A 21325-nucleotide genomic window follows, 5' to 3' on the forward strand; every position below is an offset into this window, starting at 1 on the left:
TTTCTGGTGCGTACCGGGCTGAGAGGCGGTGTAAGTGAACTGTAGTTGCCATGTTTTACGGTAATGAGAGCAGAGATAGCGCTGATGTCCGGCAGTGCTTTTGCCGTTACGCACCACGCCTTCAGTAGCGGAGCAGGAAGGACATCTGATGGAAATGGAAGCCACGCAAGCACCTTAAAATCACCATCATACACTAAATCAGTAAGTTGGCAGCATTACCTGCTGATGTCTTTGCAATATACTCCGTATCGACAGAATCAATAATATTATAATTACCTTCGCTATTATAAATAATCAGTTTTTCACGAGCGAGTTGATTCTTGGCAATGATCTCATGACCTTGTTTCAAAAATAGAACTTCATCATTAGCGCTGATTTGATCAAGATACTCGTTCAAATACCGCCAGTTTAAATCGACATGAATTTTATCTACCGCTAACAAATCGTGATCTTTGCCGTTGATACGTAGCGTAAAAGAGATACATTTTTTACCCGGACGATCAAAGCAATTGTATGCCGGATTCCAGCTGTTGTTAGAGTCATCTGAAGCCACCGACCACGGTCGTTTCGATGGGTTAAAATCGGCAAAAATAACCCGCCCTGACTCGTCGACAAGCGGTCCATTTACTTGTTCCTGATGATAAACAACGATTTTATCATTCGCCCTCCGTGAAAAGAGATAATATTTATTATCATCAAGTACCAGTCCCACCGAGTCTAAAAATGGCATCATTTCCATTTTCAGAATCACGGCGCGTTGAATCTCCTCTGTATTTTTTAATAAATACAGTGAGTCCTTTAATGTCAGGGCCGAACGTTCAATATCTTTAAAGAAATAGCCAACGTTTTTCTGAATAAGTTCAAAGCGGCTATCGGCACGTTTTACCGCGCGTTCCGATACCAGTTGATAGTTAATGATGAAAAAAAGACCAATAAATGACAGTGCTGCCAATAAAAATAAAATTATCAGCCTTATCTTTATCTTTTCGTATAAACTCAGCATGTTAATACATTTAACAAAATAACTATCTGAACGCTGTGCCGCTGCAAAAATAGTCCCTTGCTGCGGCTTTTTAACCAAATTACCCGATTCTACAAAATCAGCAGAAAGTTACAACACTTGCTTAGGGCAATAATTTCCTGTGAGGTGATTACCCTTTCAAGCAATATTCAAACGTAACTATCCTTTAATTTTCGGATCCAGCGCATCGCGTAAACCATCGCCCAACAAATTGAACGCCAGTACGGTCAGAAAAATAGCCAGGGCCGGAAAAACAGCGACATGCGGCGCGATAACCATATCCGCTCGTGCCTCATTGAGCATTGCTCCCCACTCTGGTGTCGGCGGCTGCGCACCGAGGCCGAGAAATGACAGGCTGGCGGCAGAGATAATCGAGGTGCCAATGCGCATGGTGAAAAACACCACGATAGACGAGACGGTCCCAGGCAAGATATGACGCAATAAAATGGTCATATCGCTGGCACCAATACTGCGTGCTGACTCAATAAAGGTTTGCTGTTTCAACACCAGCGTGTTGCCGCGCACCAGTCGGGCAAACGCGGGGATGGAAAAAATGGCGACTGCGATAATCACGTTAGCAATGCCGCTTCCCAACACCGCAACAACAGCGATCGCCAGTAAAATACCCGGGAAGGCAAACAGCACATCGCAAATGCGCATGATCAGCCGATCCCACCAGCCTTCATAATATCCAGCCAACAAGCCCAGCAACGTCCCGATCGCCGCACCGATAAACACGGCAAACACGCCCGCCGCCAGCGAGATTTGCGCACCAACCAGGACACGGCTGAAAATGTCGCGCCCCAGTGAATCGACGCCAAACCAGTGCTGCAAAGAAGGTCCGTTATTCAGATTGTCATAATCAAAATAATTTTCGGCGTCATAGGGAGCGATCCAGCGTGCAAAAATGGCCACCACAATCAATAAAATAACGAATAATGCGGCGGTCATCGCCATATGCTGACGGCGAAATCGTCGCCAGAATTCATGCCACGGTGTACGCACCTGGTCAGGTTTGACCAGTGGCATGGCGTTTAACACCGCCTGACGTCGCCAGTTAAATAGTCGCATCCTTACTTGTACCTGATAGCCGGGTTAATGGCGGCGTAAAGCACATCCACCACTAAGTTGATAAGAATAAATTCCAGCGAGAAAAGCAGAATTTCCGCCTGAATCACCGGGTAATCGCGCATTTCTACGGAGTCAACGAGTAAGCGTCCAAGTCCGGGCCAGTTGAAAACTTTCTCCACCACGATAGAACCACCGAGCAAAAAGCCAAACTGTAAGCCCATCATGGTCACTACCGGGATCATCGCGTTACGTAGCCCGTGTTTGAGGACAACCCAGGTTTCGCTCACCCCTTTCGCCCTCGCGGTACGCATATAATCTTCGCTTAAAACATCGACAAACGACGCGCGGGTAAAGCGCGCCATCACGGCTGCCACTGCCGCGCCGAGCGTCAGGGAGGATAAAATGTAGTGCTGCCAACTGTCTGCTCCCACGGTAGGCAGCCAGCCCAGTTCAACGGAGAATACCTGAATTAAAAGCATCCCCAGCGCAAATGCCGGAAACGAGATCCCCGACACCGCAATGGTCATACTCAATCGATCCGGCCAACGATTACGCCAGACGGCGGCGATAATTCCCGCCGCCATACCAAATATCACCGCCCAGACCATACTGGTTATGGTCAGCCACAGCGTTGGCATAAAGCGGCTGGCAATCTCATCGGCAACCGGACGACGCGACACCATCGACAGGCCAAAATCCCCCTGCACAGCATTGCTGATATAGTGCCAGAACTGGTGATACAGCGGCTGATCCAACCCCAGCTGCTGACGCACCAGTTCTATAACCTGCGCATCAGCTTCGGGCCCGGCAATCAATCGCGCCGGATCGCCGGGCAGCATATGCACAAATAAAAACACCAGCACCGAGACGATAAACAGCGTCGGAATCAACCCCAGTAAGCGTTTGATAACGTAATTAAGCATTCCACTCCCTGCGTTGCTTATTGCAAATCCGCGTCTTCAAAGCTGAAGCCGTGTCTGGCATGATCCAAAAACCGGTCAGGTTTTTACTGTGTGCCGACACCAGTTTTTCTACCACCAGCGGGATCCACGGCGACTCTTGCCAGATGATATCCTGCGCCGCCTTATACAAGCGGGTCTTTTCCGCCGGATCATTAGTTTTCAGTGCCTGAGCCAGGAAGTCGTCCACCTGTTTATTGCTGTAAAATGCGGTATTAAACAGCGTCGGTGGCCAGTTTTGCGAGGCGAACAGTGGCGATAGCGCCCAGTCCGCTTCGCCGGTTGAAGCCGACCAGCCAGTGTAGAACATCCGCACGCCGCTCTCTTTTTGCCCTTTACCTTCAACTTCTGCCGCCCGCTGTCCGGCATCCATCGCGGTCACCTGGGCTTTAATCCCGACCTGCGCTAACTGCTGCTGGGTAAATTGCAGCACTTTCTGCGCGGTGCTGTGGTTATGTGACGACCACAGCGTGGTACTGAAACCGTTGGGATATCCCGCCTCTTTCAGTAATTCGCGCGCTTTCACTGGATCGTAAGGCCACGGTTTATAACTTTGCGCGTAGGCGATACTTGGCGGTACCACACCAGTAGCTGGCGTTGCATAGCCCGCAAAGGCAACTTTCACCAGCGCCGGACGGTTAATGGCGTAATTCAGCGCCTCACGGACCTTCGGGTTATCGAACGGCTTTTGCGTCACGTTCATACTGATATAACGCTGCATAATTGACGGACTGGCCATCAACTCGATATTTTTGTTTTTCTCCAGCAGTGCGGCCTGCTCGTAGGGAATGGGGAAAGCAAACTGCGCTTCACCGGTTTGCAGCATTGCCGCGCGGGTGTTGTTATCCGCCACCGGACGCCAGGTTATGCTGTCCAGTTTGGGCAATCCTGGCTGCCAGTAACCCGCGAATTTTTTCACCTTCACAAAATCGGTCTGATTCCAGGTATCCAGTTCATACGGTCCGGTTCCCACCGGATGAAAACCAATCTCCTTGCCATATTTTTCCAGCGCTGCCGGTGAAATCATCGCGGTCGCCGGATGGACAAGAATATTAATAAACGCTGAGAACGGCTGTTTGAGGGTAATCTTTACCGTTGTCGGATCGATCGCCTCCGTTTTGGCAATATTCTTATACAGGTTATAGCGTTTAAGATGATTCGCCGGATCGCTGGCCCGGTCCAGATTCGCTTTCACCGCCGCGGCGTTGAAATCGGTGCCATCCTGGAATTTAATTCCTTCCCGCAATTTCACGGTGTAAGTAATGCCGTCATCGGAAACGGTATAACTCTCCGCCAGCACGTTTTTCAGTTTCATCTCTTTATCCAGACCGAACAGCCCCTGGTAAAACGATTTCGCTACGGCCTGAGATAACGTGTCATTCGCGTCATACGGATCGAGCGTGGTGAAATTCGATCCTACCGCCACCACCACATCTTTGGCAGCGAATGCACAAGATGCCATCAACGCTGTCGCAATGCCCAGCGCCACTAACCCACTACGGTGTACAGCTCTTGCCATTTTATTCTCCGCCTGAATGTTATCTACGCATGAATGCGTATTCTGATTGTGGTTGTGCGACGTAATGCCCCGGCCCGACGCATTGCAACGAGACGGCTGCCACCTCTTCGCCACGCAGATGAATATTGCTGGGAAGATCGTCCGACAGCAGTACACGCTGCGGTCGTTGTCGGGACGGTTCAGCGACCGGAACTGCCGCCAGTAATTTACGCGTATAAGGATGCTGCGGGTTTTCGAAGACCGCGCGCCGTGGACCAATTTCAACAATTTGCCCGAGATACATCACCGCCACACGATGACTAATCCGCTCTACCACGGCCATATCGTGGGAGATAAACAGATACGCAATGCCGAAATCACGCTGGAGATCGAGCAACAAGTTGATAATCTGCCCGCGAATAGAAACATCCAGCGCCGAAACGGCTTCGTCGGCAATGATCACTTTTGGATTCAATGCCAACGCGCGAGCAATGCAGATGCGCTGGCGCTGACCGCCGGAAAACTCATGCGGGTAACGCCAGGCATGTTCAGGTAACAGGCCCACGCGCTCCAGCAACCACGCAACGCGTGCAGCCGCGTCTTTACCTGGCAATAAACCGTGTACACACAGCGGTTCGATAATCGAATCACCGATGGTCTGACGTGGGTCCAGCGAAGCGTAAGGGTCCTGAAAAATAAACTGAATATCCCGGCGCAATGCCTGAAGTTTGCCAGGTGACAAGGTATCGATTCGCTGACCGTTAAAGATAATTTCGCCGCCCTGCGATTCGACCAGGCGCAGCAACGCCCGCCCGGTAGTGGATTTACCGCTGCCAGACTCGCCCACCAGCGATAGCGTTTCGCCAGGCCAGAGATCAAAACTGACTTTCTCAACGGCATGCACTTCCCGCGTTACGCGATTCAACAAACCGCTGCGCAAAGGGAAACGGGTGACAAGATTACGCACTCGTAAAACAGGTTCGCCATCCACCACCGTTTTCTGCTCGATGGGGGGTTCCTGTTTCGCTGGATGTTCAAGCGATATCAATGGGAAACGTCGGGGATAATCTAACCCTTTCATCGCACCAAGTTGCGGAACAGCAGCTAACAGCGCACGGGTGTAAGGATGTTGCGGTGCATGAAAAATCTGTTCGACGGTACCCGTTTCCACCGCCTCGCCCTGATACATCACCAGTACCCGATCGGCTATCTCTGCCACCACGCCCATATCGTGCGTGATAAAGATAACGCCCATCGACATCTCTTTTTGCAATACTTTGATTAATTGCAGGATCTGCGCCTGAATAGTGACATCCAGCGCGGTGGTTGGCTCATCGGCAATCAGCACCGCCGGGCGGCATGACAGCGCCATCGCAATCATCACTCGCTGGCGCATCCCGCCAGAGAGTTGATGCGGATAACGTGAAAGAATGGTTTGTGCCTCAGGAATGCGTACCTGATCCAGCATCCGCTTCGCCTCGACCATCGCTTCTTCACGACTGGCGTTCTGATGCAGACGAATTGATTCGGCAATCTGTTCACCCACAGTAAATACCGGGTTCAGCGATGTCATCGGCTCCTGAAATATCATCGCCATATCCGCACCGCGAACATGGCGCATTTGTGCAGCGCTCTGCTCGCTAAGTTCAATCACTTCGCGACTGCGCCGCTGCAACAGCATTTTATCGCACTGTACTAAACCGCCCGCCTGTTCCAACAGGCGCATCAATGCCAACGCAGTCACTGACTTACCGGAGCCGGATTCGCCAACAATTGCCAGCGTCTCACCGCGTTGCAGACTAAAAGAGAGATTGCGGACCGCAGCTATTTTCTGCTGGTCCTGCATAAAGGCAATATTCAGATTTTCAACCGCCAGCACATTACCGGCATCAAGTTCATCACTGTGTGGCAACGGTGTCCCCTTTTTCACGGTAGATACCGGTGGTTGGCGTATCGCCTGCGTAGCCCCAGGCGCGATACATTCCTTCGGTGTTAAACGGTAGCGCGACATTCCCTTCATGGCCGATAGCGATTAAGCCACCGCTACCGCCAAGCGCAGGGAGTTTTTCCATTACTACCCGCTCGCAGGCTTCCGCGAGACTTAATCCGCCGTAATCCATTAACGCGGCGATGTCATATGCCGCCAGCGCGCGGATGAAGACTTCGCCCGTGCCGGTACAAGAAACCGCCACACTGGCGTTATTGGCGTAGCATCCGGCACCCACTAAGGGACTATCGCCAACTCGTCCGGGTAATTTATTGGTCATTCCGCCTGTGGACGTGGCTGCCGCCAAATTGCCGTCTAAATCCAACGCCACGGCCCCCACGGTGCCCATTTTCTGTTTTTCATCCAGTGGCGCACCGCTATGGTCGAGGACGGTTGCCCCTTCCTTGCGCGCTGCCAGTAGTTGTTCATAACGCAAAGGCGTGGAGAAAATCGCCGGCGAGACGCGCTCCATGCCACGAGCAAACGCAAAATTTTCTGCCCCTTCGCCAATCATCATCACATGCGGGCTTTGCTCCATCACCAGCCGGGCGGCAAGAACCGGATTACGCAGATGACTAACGCCCGCCACCGCACCGGCTTTCAGGGTGTTACCATCCATCACACAGGCGTCCAGTTCATGGGTTTCATCACGCGTAAAGACAGCGCCAATTCCGGCGTTAAACAGTGGACACTCTTCCAGCAGACGCACCGCTTCCGTCACCACATCCAGCGCACTTTCGCCCGCTTCCAGCATTTTCTGCCCGGTTTCAACAATGGCAGACAACGCCTCAATGTAGCGTAATTCCTGTTGCAGACTCATCTGCGCGCGGCTAATTGCACCTGCGCCACCATGAATTGCAATGACTGCTTTGCCCATAGTATTCGTCCATTAAGGGTGGCTCGCCACTTTTGCTATAAATATCAGAATTTTTATGAATTACTCATTCAATTTTTGAATATAGAAAGATGGATATGGCATGTAAAGGCAGGAGCCAACGCTACGCCCGAGGTGGCATACAGTCTGTGGCGTTTTTCTGACATAATAGGCAAATTCGATTTTGCCTCCGCAGGAGTGTTTTCATGGAATTTACCACCGGATTGATGTCGCTCGACACCGCGCTTAATGAGATGCTTTCTCGCGTCACCCCACTGACCGCCCAGGAAACGCTGCCACTGGTACAGTGTTTTGGTCGTATTCTGGCGAGCGATGTCGTTTCGCCGCTTGATGTTCCGGGGTTTGATAACTCCGCAATGGACGGCTACGCGGTGCGTTTAGCCGATATTGCCTCCGGGCAACCGCTGCCCGTTGCCGGTAAATCCTTTGCCGGTCAGCCGTATCATGGTGAATGGCCTGCGGGCACCTGCATTCGTATTATGACCGGTGCGCCGGTGCCGGAAGGCTGCGAAGCGGTGGTGATGCAGGAGCAGACTGAACAAACGGACAATGGCGTGCGTTTTACTGCTGAAGTGCGTAGCGGGCAAAATATTCGCCGTCGCGGTGAAGATATCTCTGCAGGTGCGGTTGTTTTCCCGGCGGGAACTCGCCTGACTACCGCAGAGCTGCCAGTAATTGCTTCACTGGGGATTGCCGAAGTTCCGGTGATTCGTAAAGTGCGTGTAGCGCTTTTTTCTACCGGTGATGAACTCCAGTTGCCCGGTCAGCCGCTGGGTGACGGCCAAATCTACGACACCAACCGTCTCGCCGTACACCTGATGTTAGAACAGCTGGGTTGCGAGGTAATCAACTTAGGGATTATCCGCGACGATCCCCATGCCCTGCGCGCCGCATTTATTGAAGCCGACAGCCAGGCGGATGTAGTGATCAGTTCCGGCGGTGTTTCAGTGGGTGAAGCGGATTACACCAAAACGATTCTTGAAGAGCTGGGGGAGATCGCCTTCTGGAAGCTGGCGATTAAACCAGGTAAACCGTTCGCGTTCGGTAAACTCAGCAATAGCTGGTTCTGCGGCCTGCCGGGCAACCCGGTTTCAGCGACGCTGACCTTCTATCAACTGGTACAGCCTTTGCTGGCAAAACTAAGCGGCAACACCGCCAGCGGCCTGCCCGCGCGCCAGCGCGTACGCACAGCGTCCCGCCTGAAAAAAACGCCAGGACGTCTTGATTTCCAGCGCGGCGTGCTGCAACGCAACGCCGACGGTGAACTTGAAGTGACGACCACCGGACATCAGGGTTCACATATATTTAGCTCCTTTAGTCTCGGCAACTGCTTTATCGTGCTGGAACGCGATCGCGGCAATGTGGACGTGGGCGAATGGGTGGAAGTAGAACCGTTTAACGCGTTGTTCGGAGGCCTGTAATGGCGGAACTCAGCGATCAGGAGATGCTGCGCTACAACCGGCAAATCATTCTGCGCGGTTTTGATTTTGACGGTCAGGAGGCGCTAAAAGATTCTCGTGTGCTGATCGTCGGCCTCGGTGGACTCGGCTGCGCAGCTTCGCAGTATCTGGCAAGCGCCGGTGTCGGCAACCTGACGCTGCTCGACTTCGACACGGTTTCGCTCTCGAATCTGCAACGCCAGACACTGCACAATGATGCCACGGTCGGGCAACCGAAGGTGGAATCCGCCCGTGACGCCCTGACGCGGATCAACCCACATATCGCGATTACGCCAGTCAATGCACTGCTAGATGACGCAGAACTTGCAGCATTGATTGCTGAATACGATCTGGTGCTCGACTGTACGGATAACGTTGCGGTACGTAATCAACTGAACGCAGGCTGTTTTGCCGCGAAGGTGCCGCTGGTTTCCGGCGCGGCAATTCGTATGGAAGGGCAAATCACGGTCTTCACTTATCAGGACGGCGAACCGTGCTATCGCTGCCTTAGCCGTTTGTTTGGCGAGAACGCGTTAACCTGCGTAGAAGCAGGCGTGATGGCACCGTTGATCGGCGTAATTGGTTCGTTGCAGGCAATGGAAGCGATCAAACTGCTGGCAGGTTATGGCAAACCGGCCAGCGGGAAAATCGTCATGTACGATGCGATGACCTGTCAGTTTCGCGAAATGAAACTGATGCGTAATCCGGGGTGTGAGGTGTGCGGGCAGTAATTGCCACCTCCAGGCCAGATAAGACGCGGCACTCCGCCACGTCATCAGCAATTTATGAGGATGCAGAACGTCCGGTTAAATCGACGTTCTGCCAAACGCTCCCAGCCAGTCCTGTTCAAACTTCGCCACAGCGGCATCAACCGCCGGATAGCTAATCATCTGTTGTGCCACATCCAGTGGCAGCGTAATTGATTCACATCCTGCCAGTAAGCAGTCCAGCGCCTGACGCGGGTTTTTGAAACTCGCTGCCAGCACTTTCGCCTGCGGCGCATGCATTTTCAATAACTGGTGTAAGTCGGTCACAGTCTGAATGCCGCTACCGCCCTGAGCATCAATACGATTAACGTAAGGCGCAACATATTCCGCACCTGCCAGCGCCGACAGCAGCCCTTGTGCTGCGCCATATACCGCGGTTCCCAGCGTTGGAATCCCTTCCGCTTTTAACATCTTAATAGCTGCCAGCCCCTCGGCGGTCACCGGAACTTTCACCACGATATCCGCAATAATAGAACGCAATTTACGTGCGTCATTCACCATCCCTTCAGCAGTGGTAGCCATTACCTGGGCAAACAGACGCCCCTGACCGCCCATCGCTTCATGAAGTTGCGGAAGCACAACATCCAGCGGTTTTTTACCCGCGGCGATAATGCTTGGGTTAGTGGTCACACCCGCCAGCGGAAAAATACGTGACAGCGCCTTCACTGCAACAACGTCTGAAGTATCCAGATACAGTTCCATAACCATCCTCAAAATGTACTTTTTGTCTGAATGTAGACTATCACGGGAAAACTCTCTGAACAGTTGACGCACATCAATCCAACTTTCATTCGAAAGTATTTTAATGTTTGAACGAAACAGAGAGGCAACTATGATTTTCAATATTCAGCGCTACTCGACCCATGATGGCCCCGGTATCCGCACGGTCGTATTTCTTAAAGGCTGTTCGCTGGGCTGCCGCTGGTGTCAGAACCCGGAAAGCCGCGCCCGCACGCAGGATCTGCTGTATGACGCACGACTGTGTCTGGAAGGCTGCGAGCTGTGCGCTAAGGCAGCGCCGGAAGTGATTGAGCGCGCATTGAATGGTTTGCTTATTCATCGGGAAAAGTTAACCCCGGAGCATCTGACGGCGCTAACCGACTGCTGCCCGACACAGGCGTTAACCGTGTGTGGGGAAGTGAAAAGCGTTGAGGAGATCATGGCGACCGTTCTGCGCGATAAACCGTTTTACGATCGCAGCGGCGGCGGCTTAACGCTTTCGGGTGGTGAACCCTTTATGCAGCCGGAAATAGCGACGGCGCTACTGCAAGCCTGCCACGAGGCAGGCATTCATACTGCGGTAGAAACCTGTCTGCATGTGCCGTGGAAATATATCACCCCTTCTCTGCCCTATATCGATCTGTTTCTTGCCGATTTAAAACACATTGCCGACGCGCCGTTTAAACAGTGGACCGACGGTAACGCCGCCAAGGTGCTGGATAACCTGAAAAAACTCGCCGCAGCGGGCAAAAAAATCATTATCCGCGTGCCGCTGATTCAGGGCTTTAATGCCGACGAAACCTCTGTAAAAGCCATTACCGATTTTGCCGCCGACGAGCTGCACGTTGGCGAAATTCATTTTCTGCCCTACCACACGCTGGGCATCAACAAATATCACTTACTTAATCTGTCCTATGACGCCCCGGAAAAACCGCTTGATGCGCCAGACCTGCTCGACTTTGCCCAGCAGTATGCCTGCCAGAAAGGGTTAACCGCGACCTTACGAGGATAACAACCATGACCACACTGAAACTGGACACGCTCAGCGACCGCATTAAAGCGCACAAAAATGCGCTGGTGCATATTGTGAAACCGCCGGTCTGTACCGAGCGCGCGCAGCACTATACCGAGATGTATCAACAACATCTCGATAAGCCGATCCCGGTACGTCGCGCGCTGGCTCTGGCGCATCACCTGGCGAATCGCACCATCTGGATCAAGCACGATGAGTTGATCATCGGCAACCAGGCAAGCGAGGTTCGCGCTGCGCCGATCTTCCCGGAATATACCGTCTCGTGGATCGAAAAAGAGATTGATGATCTGGCAGATCGTCCCGGTGCTGGTTTTGCGGTGAGCGAAGAGAACAAACGCGTTCTGCATGAAGTGTGCCCGTGGTGGCGCGGTCAGACGGTACAGGATCGCTGCTACGGCATGTTTACCGATGAGCAAAAAGGTCTGCTGGCGACCGGAATCATTAAAGCGGAAGGCAATATGACCTCCGGCGATGCGCACCTGGCGGTGAATTTCCCGCTGCTGCTGGAAAAAGGTCTTGATGGTCTGCGCGAGAAAGTAGCGGAACGTCGCTCGCGCATCAATCTGACGGTACTGGAAGATTTGCACGGCGAACAGTTCCTGAAAGCGATTGATATCGTGCTGGTGGCAGTCAGCGAACACATTGAACGTTTTGCAGCCCTGGCGCGTGAAATGGCCGCGACCGAAACCCGCGAAAGCCGTCGCGATGAACTGCTGGCGATAGCAGAAAACTGCGATCTTATCGCCCACCAGCCGCCGCAGACTTTCTGGCAGGCGCTGCAACTGTGTTACTTCATCCAGTTGATATTGCAGATCGAATCTAACGGTCACTCGGTATCGTTTGGTCGTATGGACCAGTATCTCTACCCGTACTATCGCCGAGACGTTGAACTCAACCAGACACTGGATCGCGAACACGCCATCGAATTGCTGCATAGCTGCTGGCTGAAACTGCTGGAAGTGAACAAGATCCGCTCCGGCTCACACTCAAAAGCCTCTGCGGGAAGTCCTCTGTATCAGAACGTCACCATTGGCGGACAAACTCTGGTTGATGGTCAACCAATGGACGCGGTGAATCCACTCTCTTACGCGATCCTCGAATCCTGCGGTCGCCTGCGTTCCACTCAGCCTAACCTCAGCGTGCGTTACCATGCAGGAATGAGTAATGATTTCCTCGACGCCTGCGTACAGGTGATCCGTTGCGGCTTCGGGATGCCGGCGTTCAACAACGACGAAATCGTGATCCCGGAATTTATTAAACTCGGTATTGAACCGCAGGACGCTTACGACTACGCAGCGATTGGTTGTATCGAAACCGCCGTCGGTGGCAAATGGGGCTATCGCTGTACCGGCATGAGCTTTATCAACTTCGCCCGCGTGATGCTGGCGGCGCTGGAAGGCGGGCGTGATGCCACAAGCGGCAACGTGTTCCTGCCACAAGAAAAAGCGTTGTCGGCAGGCAACTTTAACAATTTCGATGAAGTAATGGACGCGTGGGATACGCAAATCCGTTATTACACGCGTAAATCAATCGAAATCGAATATGTCGTCGACACCATGCTGGAAGAGAACGTGCACGATATTCTCTGCTCGGCGCTGGTGGATGACTGTATTGAGCGAGCGAAAAGTATCAAGCAAGGCGGCGCGAAATATGACTGGGTTTCTGGCCTGCAGGTTGGCATTGCCAACCTCGGCAACAGCCTGGCGGCAGTGAAGAAACTGGTATTTGAACAGGGCGCGATTGGTCAGCAACAGCTGGCTGCCGCACTGGCGGATGACTTCGATGGCCTGACTCATGAGCAACTGCGTCAGCGGCTGATTAACGGTGCGCCGAAGTACGGCAACGACGATGATACTGTCGATACGCTGCTGGCTCGCGCTTATCAGACCTATATCGACGAACTGAAACAGTACCATAATCCGCGCTACGGTCGTGGTCCGGTTGGCGGCAACTATTACGCGGGTACGTCATCTATCTCCGCTAACGTACCGTTTGGTGCGCAAACTATGGCAACGCCGGACGGGCGTAAAGCCCACACCCCGCTGGCAGAAGGCGCCAGTCCGGCCTCTGGTACTGACCATCTCGGCCCTACTGCGGTCATTGGCTCGGTGGGTAAACTGCCTACGGCAGCGATTCTCGGCGGCGTGTTGCTCAACCAGAAACTGAATCCGGCAACGCTGGAGAACGAATCTGACAAGCAGAAGCTGATGATCCTGCTGCGCACCTTCTTCGAGGTGCATAAAGGCTGGCATATTCAGTACAACATCGTTTCCCGCGAAACGCTGCTGGAGGCGAAAAAACATCCGGATCAGTACCGCGATCTGGTAGTGCGTGTCGCGGGTTATTCCGCCTTCTTCACCGCGCTCTCTCCAGACGCTCAGGACGATATCATCGCTCGTACTGAACATATGCTGTAATCTCTTCGGCCCGGCTGCGGCGTCGCCGGGCTAAATCATTCACATCATCAATTTCATCCTTACTTTCATTCGAAATATAATTTGTGCTCTGCGTCACATTGTTATTACACTGTTACGGTTTCATTTTCGAGCCAGGAGCACACCTATGAGCGTAAAAGTTATCGTCACAGACATGGACGGTACTTTTCTTAACGACGCCAAAATGTACAACCAACCACGTTTTATGGCGCAATATCAGGAACTGAAAAAGCGCGGCATTGAGTTCGTTGTCGCCAGCGGTAATCAGTATTACCAGCTTATTTCGTTCTTTCCTGAGCTAAAGGATGAGATCTCTTTTGTCGCGGAAAACGGCGCACTGGTTTACGAACATGGCAAGCAACTGTTCCACGGCGAACTGACCCGACATGAATCGCGGATTGTTATTGGCGAGTTGCTAAAAGATAAGCAACTCAATTTTGTCGCCTGCGGTCTGCAAAGTGCATATGTCAGCGAAAATGCCCCCGAAGCATTTGTCGCACTGATGGCAAAACACTACCATCGCCTGAAAGCTGTAAAAGATTATCAGGAGATTGACGACGTACTGTTCAAGTTTTCGCTCAACCTGCCAGATGAACAAATCCCGTTAGTGATCGACAAACTGCACATAGCGTTCGATGGCATTATGAAACCCGTCACCAGTGGTTTTGGCTTTATCGACCTGATTATTCCCGGTCTACATAAAGCAAACGGTATTTCGCGGTTACTGAAACGCTGGGATCTGTCACCGCAAAATGTGGTAGCGATTGGCGACAGCGGTAACGATGCGGAGATGCTGAAAATGGCGCGTTATTCCTTTGCGATGGGCAATGCTGCGGAAAACATTAAACAAATCGCCCGTTACGCTACCGATGATAATAATCATGAAGGCGCGCTGAATGTGATTCAGGCGGTGCTGGATAACACATCCCCTTTTAACAGCTGACCTCTCTACCGGAGCCGTGCGCTCCGGTTTTCCCTTCTTTTTACATCCTGTACATCACATCAAATCATTAAGCTTGCATTAACTTATTTATAACTTATATTGTCACATGCAAATCATAATGGTTTCGAATGAAAGTTAATGAGAGGTGGTTATGGCTTCTACTTTTACCAGCGACACATTGCCAGCCGATCACAAAGCAGCTATCCGTCAGATGAAGCACGCGCTGCGGGCGCAGCTTGGCGACGTCCAGCAGATCTTTAATCAGCTAAGCGATGACATTGCCACGCGAGTGGCTGAAATCAACGCACTCAAAGCACAGGGCGATGCCGTCTGGCCGGTGCTGTCTTATGCCGATATCAAAGCAGGTCATGTTACTGCAGAGCAGCGCGAACAGATTAAACGTCGCGGTTGTGCGGTGATAAAAGGCCATTTCCCCCGCGAACAAGCGCTAGGCTGGGATCAGTCGATGCTGGACTATCTGGACCGCAACCGCTTTGACGAGGTCTACAAAGGCCCCGGCGATAATTTCTTCGGGACGCTCAGCACTTCACGTCCCGAGATTTACCCCATCTACTGGTCGCAGACGCAAATGCAGGCCCGCCAGAGTGAAGAAATGGCGAATGCGCAGTCGTTTCTCAATCGTCTGTGGACATTTGAAAGTGATGGAAAGCAATGGTTTAACCCGGATGTGAGCGTCATCTACCCTGACCGTATCCGCCGCCGTCCGCCCGGAACGACCTCCAAAGGTCTTGGAGCGCATACCGACTCCGGGGCGCTGGAACGCTGGCTGCTTCCAGCGTATCAGCGCGTTTTCGCCAACGTCTTTAATGGCAATCTGGCGCAATATGATCCCTGGCATGCGGCACATCGTACGGAAGTTGAAGAGTACACGGTGGACAACACCACCAAATGTTCCGTGTTTCGGACATTCCAGGGCTGGACAGCGCTCTCTGATATGCTGCCTGGTCAGGGGTTGCTGCACGTTGTGCCCATTCCTGAAGCCATGGCGTACGTACTGTTACGTCCGCTGCTTGATGATGTGCCGGAGGATGAACTGTGCGGCGTAGCGCCCGGAAGAGTGTTGCCGGTATCAGAGCAATGGCATCCACTGTTAATTGAGGCGTTAACCAGCATTCCAAAACTCGAGGCCGGAGACTCCGTCTGGTGGCACTGCGACGTCATCCATTCCGTTGCCCCCGTTGAAAATCAACAGGGTTGGGGCAACGTGATGTACATTCCTGCGGCACCGATGTGCGAGAAAAATCTTGCCTACGCGCACAAGGTGAAGGCCGCACTGGAAAAAGGCGCATCGCCGGGCGACTTCCCGCACGAGGACTATGAAACAAACTGGGAAGGACGCTTTACGCTTGCCGACCTCAACATTCACGGTAAGCGAGCGTTGGGCATGGATGTTTGAGAGTTAATGGAAGTGAATTGATGTGGGATTAAGAAAATCGATTCGACGTTACTCAGATTGCTGACAAGTGCGCTTTCTTAATGCCTGATGCGGCGTTAACGCCTTATCTGGCCTACAAAGTCCTGCAGATTCAATATATTACAGGTACTGCGTAGGCCTGATAAGCGTAGCGCATCAGGCTATTTTGCATTTGTCATCAGCCGCCGTCACCCCGACAGTATCGGGGTGACGGATAATCACTTACTCGATCCCTTTACTACGCAGGTAATCTTCGTAATTACCGCTAAAGTCGATCACGCGTTCCGGGGTGATTTCCAGAATGCGGGTCGCCAGGGAGCTTACGAACTCACGGTCGTGTGAAACAAAGATCAGCGTGCCCTGATACAGTTCCAGCGCCATGTTCAGTGACTCGATGGATTCCATATCCAGGTGGTTGGTCGGTTCGTCCATGATCAGAATGTTCGGCTTCTGCATCATTAACTTACCAAACAGCATCCGCCCTTTTTCCCCACCGGAAAGCACTTTAGCTGGCTTTTTGATGTCGTCCTGGCTGAACAGCAAACGACCGAGAATGCTGCGTACCGCCTGCTCGTCATCGCCTTCCTGCTTCCACTGACTCATCCATTCGAACACGGTCAGATCATTTTCAAACTCATATTCGTGGTCCTGGGCGTAGTAACCAATGCGCGCGTTTTCAGACCATTTTACGGTGCCGCTGTCCGGTTGCAGATCGCCCACCAGCGTTTTCATCAGCGTTGATTTACCGACGCCGTTGGTACCCAGTACCGCAAGTTTTTCACCGACCTCCAGCAGCAGGTTGAGATTTTTAAACAGTGGACCGTTATCAAACCCTTTGGTCAGACCTTCCACTTCCAGCGCGTTACGGAACAGTTTCTTATCCTGTTCAAAACGGATGAACGGGTTCTGACGGCTGGAGGCTTTCACCTCTTCCAGTTTGATTTTATCAATCTGGCGCGCGCGCGAAGTTGCCTGGCGAGATTTCGAGGCGTTGGCGCTAAAGCGGCTAACGAAAGATTGCAACTCAGCAATCTGCGCTTTCTTCTTGGCGTTATCGGCCAGCAGACGTTCACGCGCCTGGGTCGCCGCCGTCATGTACTCATCGTAGTTACCCGGATAAACGCGCAGCTCGCCGTAATCCAGATCCGCCATGTGGGTACAGACCATGTTAAGGAAGTGACGGTCGTGCGAGATGATGATCATGGTGCTGTCACGCTCGTTCAGCACCTGTTCCAGCCAGCGAATGGTGTCGATGTCGAGGTTGTTGGTCGGTTCGTCGAGCAGGAGAATATCCGGATCAGCAAACAGCGCCTGCGCCAGAAGCACACGCAGCTTCCAGCCAGGAGCAACTTCACTCATCGGGCCGTAGTGCTGTTCCACTGGAATTCCCACGCCAAGCAACAATTCACCGGCGCGAGCTTCCGCAGAGTAACCGTCCATTTCGCCGTATTTAACTTCCAGATCGGCCACTTTATAGCCGTCTTCCTCACTCATTTCCGGCAAAGCATAGATGCGGTCACGCTCCTGCTTCACTTCCCACAACTCTTTATGCCCCATGATCACCGTATCCAGCACAGTGAACTCTTCAAAGGCAAACTGATCCTGACGCAGCTTACCAATGCGCTCGTTGGGATCGAGGGAAACGTTACCCAAAGTCGGCTCTAAGTCGCCGCCGAGGATCTTCATAAAGGTGGATTTACCACTACCGTTCGCGCCAATCAGGCCGTAACGGTTGCCGCCGCCAAATTTGACGGAAATGTTTTCAAACAACGGCTTACTGCCGAACTGCATGGTGACGTTACTGGAAACTAACACAGGCGTATCCTGAAAAGAGATATGACAAACCGCGCATTATGCCATAAGTCTGAAAGAAGATCCTGCTCCTCGCTTAAGGTCTACACTCAAGCCAAAGGCAAAAAATGTGATTTCGTACACATCTGATTTCACTGTGAGCTGGAATGAACTTATAATGCGCTTCCAATACTCTAATATTCTCAACCCAATGGCCTGCCAGGCACAAAATCTCGCTTAACATGAATATGAAATTGAAAACATTATTCGCAGCGGCCTTCGCTGTTGTCGGCTTTTGCAGTACCGCCTCTGCGGTAACTTATCCTCTGCCAACCGACGGGAGTCGCCTGGTTGGTCAGAATCAGGTGATCACCATTCCTGAAGGTAACACTCAGCCGCTGGAGTATTTTGCCGCGGAGTACCAGATGGGGCTTTCCAATATGATGGAAGCGAACCCGGGTGTGGATACCTTCCTGCCGAAAGGCGGTACTGTACTGAACATTCCGCAGCAGCTGATCCTGCCGGATACCGTTCATGAAGGCATCGTCATTAACAGTGCAGAGATGCGTCTGTATTACTATCCGAAAGGGACCAACACCGTTATCGTGCTGCCGATCGGCATTGGTCAGTTAGGCAAAGATACGCCTATCAACTGGACCACCAAAGTTGAGCGTAAGAAAGCAGGCCCGACCTGGACGCCGACCGCAAAAATGCACGCAGAGTACCGCGCTGCGGGCGAACCGCTTCCGGCTGTCGTTCCGGCAGGTCCGGATAACCCGATGGGTCTGTATGCACTCTACATCGGTCGCCTGTATGCTATCCATGGCACCAACGCCAACTTCGGTATCGGCCTGCGTGTAAGTCATGGTTGTGTGCGTCTGCGTAACGAAGACATCAAATTCCTGTTCGAGAAAGTACCGGTCGGTACCCGCGTACAGTTTATTGATGAGCCGGTAAAAGCGACCACCGAGCCAGACGGCAGCCGTTATATTGAAGTCCATAACCCGCTGTCTACCACCGAAGCCCAGTTTGAAGGTCAGGAAATTGTGCCAATTACCCTGACGAAGAGCGTGCAGACAGTGACCGGTCAGCCAGATGTTGACCAGGTTGTTCTTGATGAAGCGATTAAAAACCGCTCCGGGATGCCGGTTCGTCTGAATTAATCTTCAAAACTTAAAGCAAAAGGCGGACTCATAATCCGCCTTTTTTATTTGCCAGACCCTAGTTGGCCGGGAGTATAACTAACAAAACATATCCCACCAACGCCGCCCACAACAGCATCGGTATTGAATAGAGATGGAAACGCCACCAGATGCGGCGATCGTTCGCCATACGTAGCGCAATCAAACTTGCCAGCGATCCGGGTAATAACCCAAAGCCACCTACGTTTACCGCCCATGCCAGTAATAAAGACGGCGGCACATAGTTCAGCAACAATATGGTACTCGGCACGTTACTGATCACCTGCGATAAACCGATTGCCGTTAACCATAACCCGGGTTCAGATAGATGACTCACGTTACCCAACACGCCTTGCAACGCTGGAAGCTGGGTCAGTAAATGGACGTCGATAAACATCGCCATAAACACCAGCAGCAGCGTCCAGTCCACACTGAGCACCACGCGACGTGCCAGCAGCGCAAAGCCTGCCGCCACAATCACCAGTCCCCACAGCTCTTGTTTGAACTCCAGCGCCGTTAGAAAGACGATATACAGCCCCAGACAACTCCACACCAGCCGCGGTTTCCACTCCGGTGTTTGCACCCCCGTATGGTATTGCAGCACCTTTCCAGGGAAACAACACCAGCACAGGAGCAGGAGCGTCAGCATCATTGCGCCAGCCAGCGGTGCCATTTGGGCAATAAATCCGGCAAACGAAAGACCAGAACGTCCCCAGATAAGAATATTTTGCGGGTTGCCAATTGGCGTCAGTAGCGAACCAGCATTGACTGCCAGCGCCTCAAAAATAATCAGACGATTAACCGGGATCTCACACAGTCTTTTTAGCGTGATAGTCAGCGGAACAACAATAAACAGCGCGACATCGTTGGTCAGAAAGGTAGAAAGCAGCGCCGCCGCCAGCACCATAAACATCGCCAGCCGACGCTCCGTAGCAAAGCGGCGCACCATTTTGCGCCCCAGCACATCAAAATAACCGCTTAACTCCACACCTTTGGTCAGCAGCATCAGGCCGCTTAAGGTGATGATGGTGTGCCAGTCGATAGCAGCAGGCCAGGATTTCGGTGCAAAGGGCACGAAAAAGCTTAATCCGATACCAACAAGAATTAATAACTGAAAAAAACGATCGCCTTGCAGCGTGCGTAAAAAAGGCAGGCTCATTTGGTACCGTGTTTCTGGGTAAACAAACGAAAAGCGTCGAGCGTCTCTTCACTAACATGGTGCTCCATGCCTTCCGCGTCGCGACGGGCGATTTCCGGACTGACGCCCAACACCAACAAGAAATTTTCGACTATCTGATGTCGCTCGCGGCTTTCCTGCGCCAGCTTCTCTCCTTCTGCCGTTAAAAACACGCCACGCCAGGGGATCATTTCAATCAGCCCCATGGTTGCCAGCCGCTTAAGCATTTTAGCCACCGTCGGTTGCGAAACTCCCAGACGAGCAGCCATGTCCACCTGACGAGCTTCCCCCACTTCCCTGATCAAGTCAGAAATCAGCTCAACGTAATCATCAATAAGCTCGCGCCGATGCGCCTCTCTGACCTGGCGGAACCCTTCAACGTGCTCTTCCACGTTCACTAACTGCGTCACTTTTTTTGCTGTTGGCGTACCTGCGCGACGACTCATTGTGCTTCCTCATTATGGTGACGCATACATAGCGTTCTCATTTCGTGCGCACATTGTAAACCAGAGTTGCGAAGGTACAAAAAATTAACGTTTTAGCAATAGCTATATAATATAGCCTGTGCTATATCTGTATGTAATGCAATCATCCCTCAAGGATCGACGGGATTAGCAAGTCAGGAGGTCTTATGAATGAGTTCAAGAGGTGTATGCGCGTGTTTAGTCATTCTCCCTTTAAAGTACGGTTAATACTGCTCTCTATGTTGTGCGATATGGTCAACAACAAACCGCAGCAAGATAAACCTTCCGATAAATAGCGGCGTCGCGGTACGCCGCTTCACTCCTGCTTTCATGCAGGCATAACGCGTTTTGGCCTGAAAAACCCCACTTTTTGTCGGATTTGCAATCCCCTTCGCAAAAGATTTGTTCGTCAGTAGTTGACCTGAACGGCGGCTCGCTCTATCTTCTTGCAGCCCTGCGTATATTGCGGCTCGCGGATGCGGACCCCTTTCCACTCTTCACGCACTCTT

At 52.2% G+C, this 21325-nt stretch carries 18 protein-coding genes and 1 pseudogene; 8 read left to right on the plus strand and 11 right to left on the minus strand.

The genetic code is table 11. The features are described 5' to 3' along the window. The 7 genes and pseudogenes from BHE85_RS15825 to iaaA all read right to left on the minus strand — a co-directional run. Window positions 1-165, minus strand: a 165-nt coding sequence (locus BHE85_RS15825; protein ID WP_146628064.1) for an IS1 family transposase, incomplete at its 3' end; no start/stop codon positions are given. A 28-nt stretch (window positions 166-193) separates the two neighbouring features. Next, the gene (locus tag BHE85_RS15830) at window positions 194-1003 is read right to left on the minus strand and encodes a CHASE9 sensor domain-containing protein (protein WP_004981757.1); all 810 of its coding nucleotides are present in this window, start codon (window positions 1001-1003) and stop codon (window positions 194-196) included. 177 nt (window positions 1004-1180) lie between these two features. Then, a complete protein-coding gene (gene gsiD, locus BHE85_RS15835; RefSeq protein WP_001236044.1) occupies window positions 1181-2092 on the minus strand; it encodes a glutathione ABC transporter permease GsiD in 912 nt (303 codons plus the stop codon). 2 nt (window positions 2093-2094) lie between these two features. After that, window positions 2095-3015, minus strand: a complete 921-nt coding sequence (gene gsiC, locus BHE85_RS15840; RefSeq protein ID WP_000936049.1) for a glutathione ABC transporter permease GsiC — start codon at window positions 3013-3015, stop codon at window positions 2095-2097. Window positions 3016-3032: 17 nt separating this feature from the next. Further along, window positions 3033-4570 (minus strand): annotated as a pseudogene (gene gsiB / locus BHE85_RS15845) (glutathione ABC transporter substrate-binding protein GsiB). Window positions 4571-4589: 19 nt separating this feature from the next. Beyond that, window positions 4590-6461 carry a glutathione ABC transporter ATP-binding protein GsiA gene (gsiA, locus tag BHE85_RS15850; protein WP_005112848.1) on the minus strand — a complete coding sequence of 624 codons (1872 nt, stop codon included), beginning with the start codon at window positions 6459-6461 and terminating at the stop codon, window positions 4590-4592. After that, on the minus strand, window positions 6448-7413 hold the full coding sequence (gene iaaA, locus BHE85_RS15855) for a beta-aspartyl-peptidase (RefSeq protein ID WP_000513771.1): 966 nt from the start codon (window positions 7411-7413) through the stop codon (window positions 6448-6450). Before iaaA ends, gsiA begins: the two co-directional genes overlap by 14 nt. A gap of 203 nt (window positions 7414-7616) precedes the next feature. Here iaaA and moeA point away from each other — a divergent pair, with 203 nt between their 5' ends. Together moeA and moeB are read left to right on the plus strand one after the other, a co-directional pair. Further along, window positions 7617-8852, plus strand: a complete 1236-nt coding sequence (gene moeA / locus BHE85_RS15860) for a molybdopterin molybdotransferase MoeA (RefSeq protein WP_000397361.1) — start codon at window positions 7617-7619, stop codon at window positions 8850-8852. Continuing rightward, a complete protein-coding gene (gene moeB / locus BHE85_RS15865) occupies window positions 8852-9601 on the plus strand; it encodes a molybdopterin-synthase adenylyltransferase MoeB (RefSeq protein ID WP_000829209.1) in 750 nt (249 codons plus the stop codon). Before moeA ends, moeB begins: the two co-directional genes overlap by 1 nt. Before the next feature lie 75 nt (window positions 9602-9676). Here moeB and fsa read toward each other — a convergent pair whose 3' ends face one another. Further along, entirely contained in the window at window positions 9677-10339 is a 663-nt protein-coding gene (gene fsa / locus BHE85_RS15870; RefSeq protein WP_004981835.1) for a fructose-6-phosphate aldolase, read from the minus strand. Between the two features lie 130 nt (window positions 10340-10469). Between fsa and BHE85_RS15875 the strand changes: the two genes are divergently transcribed. From BHE85_RS15875 to BHE85_RS15890, 4 genes are all read left to right on the plus strand, one after another. After that, complete coding sequence (locus BHE85_RS15875) at window positions 10470-11369, plus strand: glycyl-radical enzyme activating protein (RefSeq protein ID WP_039064023.1); 900 nt, start codon at window positions 10470-10472, stop codon at window positions 11367-11369. A gap of 5 nt (window positions 11370-11374) precedes the next feature. Beyond that, window positions 11375-13807 (plus strand): glycyl radical protein, encoded by a 2433-nt coding sequence (locus BHE85_RS15880; protein WP_000209328.1) that lies wholly within the window; start codon window positions 11375-11377, stop codon window positions 13805-13807. A gap of 145 nt (window positions 13808-13952) precedes the next feature. Continuing rightward, complete coding sequence (gene ybiV / locus BHE85_RS15885; protein ID WP_039064022.1) at window positions 13953-14768, plus strand: sugar-phosphatase YbiV; 816 nt, start codon at window positions 13953-13955, stop codon at window positions 14766-14768. 151 nt (window positions 14769-14919) lie between these two features. Next, complete coding sequence (locus tag BHE85_RS15890; protein ID WP_000168812.1) at window positions 14920-16185, plus strand: DUF1479 domain-containing protein; 1266 nt, start codon at window positions 14920-14922, stop codon at window positions 16183-16185. Between the two features lie 240 nt (window positions 16186-16425). On the opposite strand, the gene BHE85_RS15895 is transcribed toward BHE85_RS15890, so the two are convergent. Beyond that, the gene (locus tag BHE85_RS15895) at window positions 16426-18018 is read right to left on the minus strand and encodes an ABC-F family ATPase (protein ID WP_000961462.1); all 1593 of its coding nucleotides are present in this window, start codon (window positions 18016-18018) and stop codon (window positions 16426-16428) included. 218 nt (window positions 18019-18236) lie between these two features. On the opposite strand from BHE85_RS15895, the gene ldtB reads away from it, so the two are divergent. Next, window positions 18237-19157, plus strand: a complete 921-nt coding sequence (gene ldtB, locus BHE85_RS15900; RefSeq protein WP_001056384.1) for a L,D-transpeptidase — start codon at window positions 18237-18239, stop codon at window positions 19155-19157. A gap of 58 nt (window positions 19158-19215) precedes the next feature. On the opposite strand, the gene BHE85_RS15905 is transcribed toward ldtB, so the two are convergent. Then, window positions 19216-20334: an anion transporter gene (locus BHE85_RS15905; RefSeq protein WP_000056460.1), complete on the minus strand. Its 1119-nt coding sequence runs from the start codon at window positions 20332-20334 to the stop codon at window positions 19216-19218. Further along, window positions 20331-20798 carry a manganese-binding transcriptional regulator MntR gene (gene mntR, locus BHE85_RS15910; RefSeq protein WP_000091017.1) on the minus strand — a complete coding sequence of 156 codons (468 nt, stop codon included), beginning with the start codon at window positions 20796-20798 and terminating at the stop codon, window positions 20331-20333. The genes BHE85_RS15905 and mntR overlap by 4 nt, the downstream gene beginning before the upstream one ends. Before the next feature lie 185 nt (window positions 20799-20983). Here mntR and mntS point away from each other — a divergent pair, with 185 nt between their 5' ends. Further along, window positions 20984-21112: a manganase accumulation protein MntS gene (gene mntS / locus BHE85_RS15915; RefSeq protein ID WP_001001760.1), complete on the plus strand. Its 129-nt coding sequence runs from the start codon at window positions 20984-20986 to the stop codon at window positions 21110-21112. The last annotated feature ends 213 nt before the right edge of the window (window positions 21113-21325 follow it).

Origin of the sequence: Shigella sp. FC1567, assembly GCF_001743015.1 — a bacterium.
GTDB lineage: Bacteria > Pseudomonadota > Gammaproteobacteria > Enterobacterales > Enterobacteriaceae > Escherichia > Escherichia coli.

Excerpts from the sequence above, each read along its gene's own strand:
- gsiC (WP_000936049.1), bottom strand. The coding sequence starts at position 3,015 with ATGCTTAATTACGTTATCAAACGCTTACTGGGGTTGATTCCGACGCTG.
- BHE85_RS15875 (WP_039064023.1), top strand. The coding sequence starts at position 10,470 with ATGATTTTCAATATTCAGCGCTACTCGACCCATGATGGCCCCGGTATC.
- BHE85_RS15830 (WP_004981757.1), bottom strand. The coding sequence starts at position 1,003 with ATGCTGAGTTTATACGAAAAGATAAAGATAAGGCTGATAATTTTATTT.
- ldtB (WP_001056384.1), top strand. The coding sequence starts at position 18,237 with ATGAATATGAAATTGAAAACATTATTCGCAGCGGCCTTCGCTGTTGTC.
- ybiV (WP_039064022.1), top strand. The coding sequence starts at position 13,953 with ATGAGCGTAAAAGTTATCGTCACAGACATGGACGGTACTTTTCTTAAC.
- moeB (WP_000829209.1), top strand. The coding sequence starts at position 8,852 with ATGGCGGAACTCAGCGATCAGGAGATGCTGCGCTACAACCGGCAAATC.
- fsa (WP_004981835.1), bottom strand. The coding sequence starts at position 10,339 with ATGGAACTGTATCTGGATACTTCAGACGTTGTTGCAGTGAAGGCGCTG.
- gsiD (WP_001236044.1), bottom strand. The coding sequence starts at position 2,092 with ATGCGACTATTTAACTGGCGACGTCAGGCGGTGTTAAACGCCATGCCA.
- BHE85_RS15890 (WP_000168812.1), top strand. The coding sequence starts at position 14,920 with ATGGCTTCTACTTTTACCAGCGACACATTGCCAGCCGATCACAAAGCA.
- moeA (WP_000397361.1), top strand. The coding sequence starts at position 7,617 with ATGGAATTTACCACCGGATTGATGTCGCTCGACACCGCGCTTAATGAG.
- mntS (WP_001001760.1), top strand. The coding sequence starts at position 20,984 with ATGAATGAGTTCAAGAGGTGTATGCGCGTGTTTAGTCATTCTCCCTTT.
- BHE85_RS15905 (WP_000056460.1), bottom strand. The coding sequence starts at position 20,334 with ATGAGCCTGCCTTTTTTACGCACGCTGCAAGGCGATCGTTTTTTTCAG.
- BHE85_RS15880 (WP_000209328.1), top strand. The coding sequence starts at position 11,375 with ATGACCACACTGAAACTGGACACGCTCAGCGACCGCATTAAAGCGCAC.
- iaaA (WP_000513771.1), bottom strand. The coding sequence starts at position 7,413 with ATGGGCAAAGCAGTCATTGCAATTCATGGTGGCGCAGGTGCAATTAGC.
- mntR (WP_000091017.1), bottom strand. The coding sequence starts at position 20,798 with ATGAGTCGTCGCGCAGGTACGCCAACAGCAAAAAAAGTGACGCAGTTA.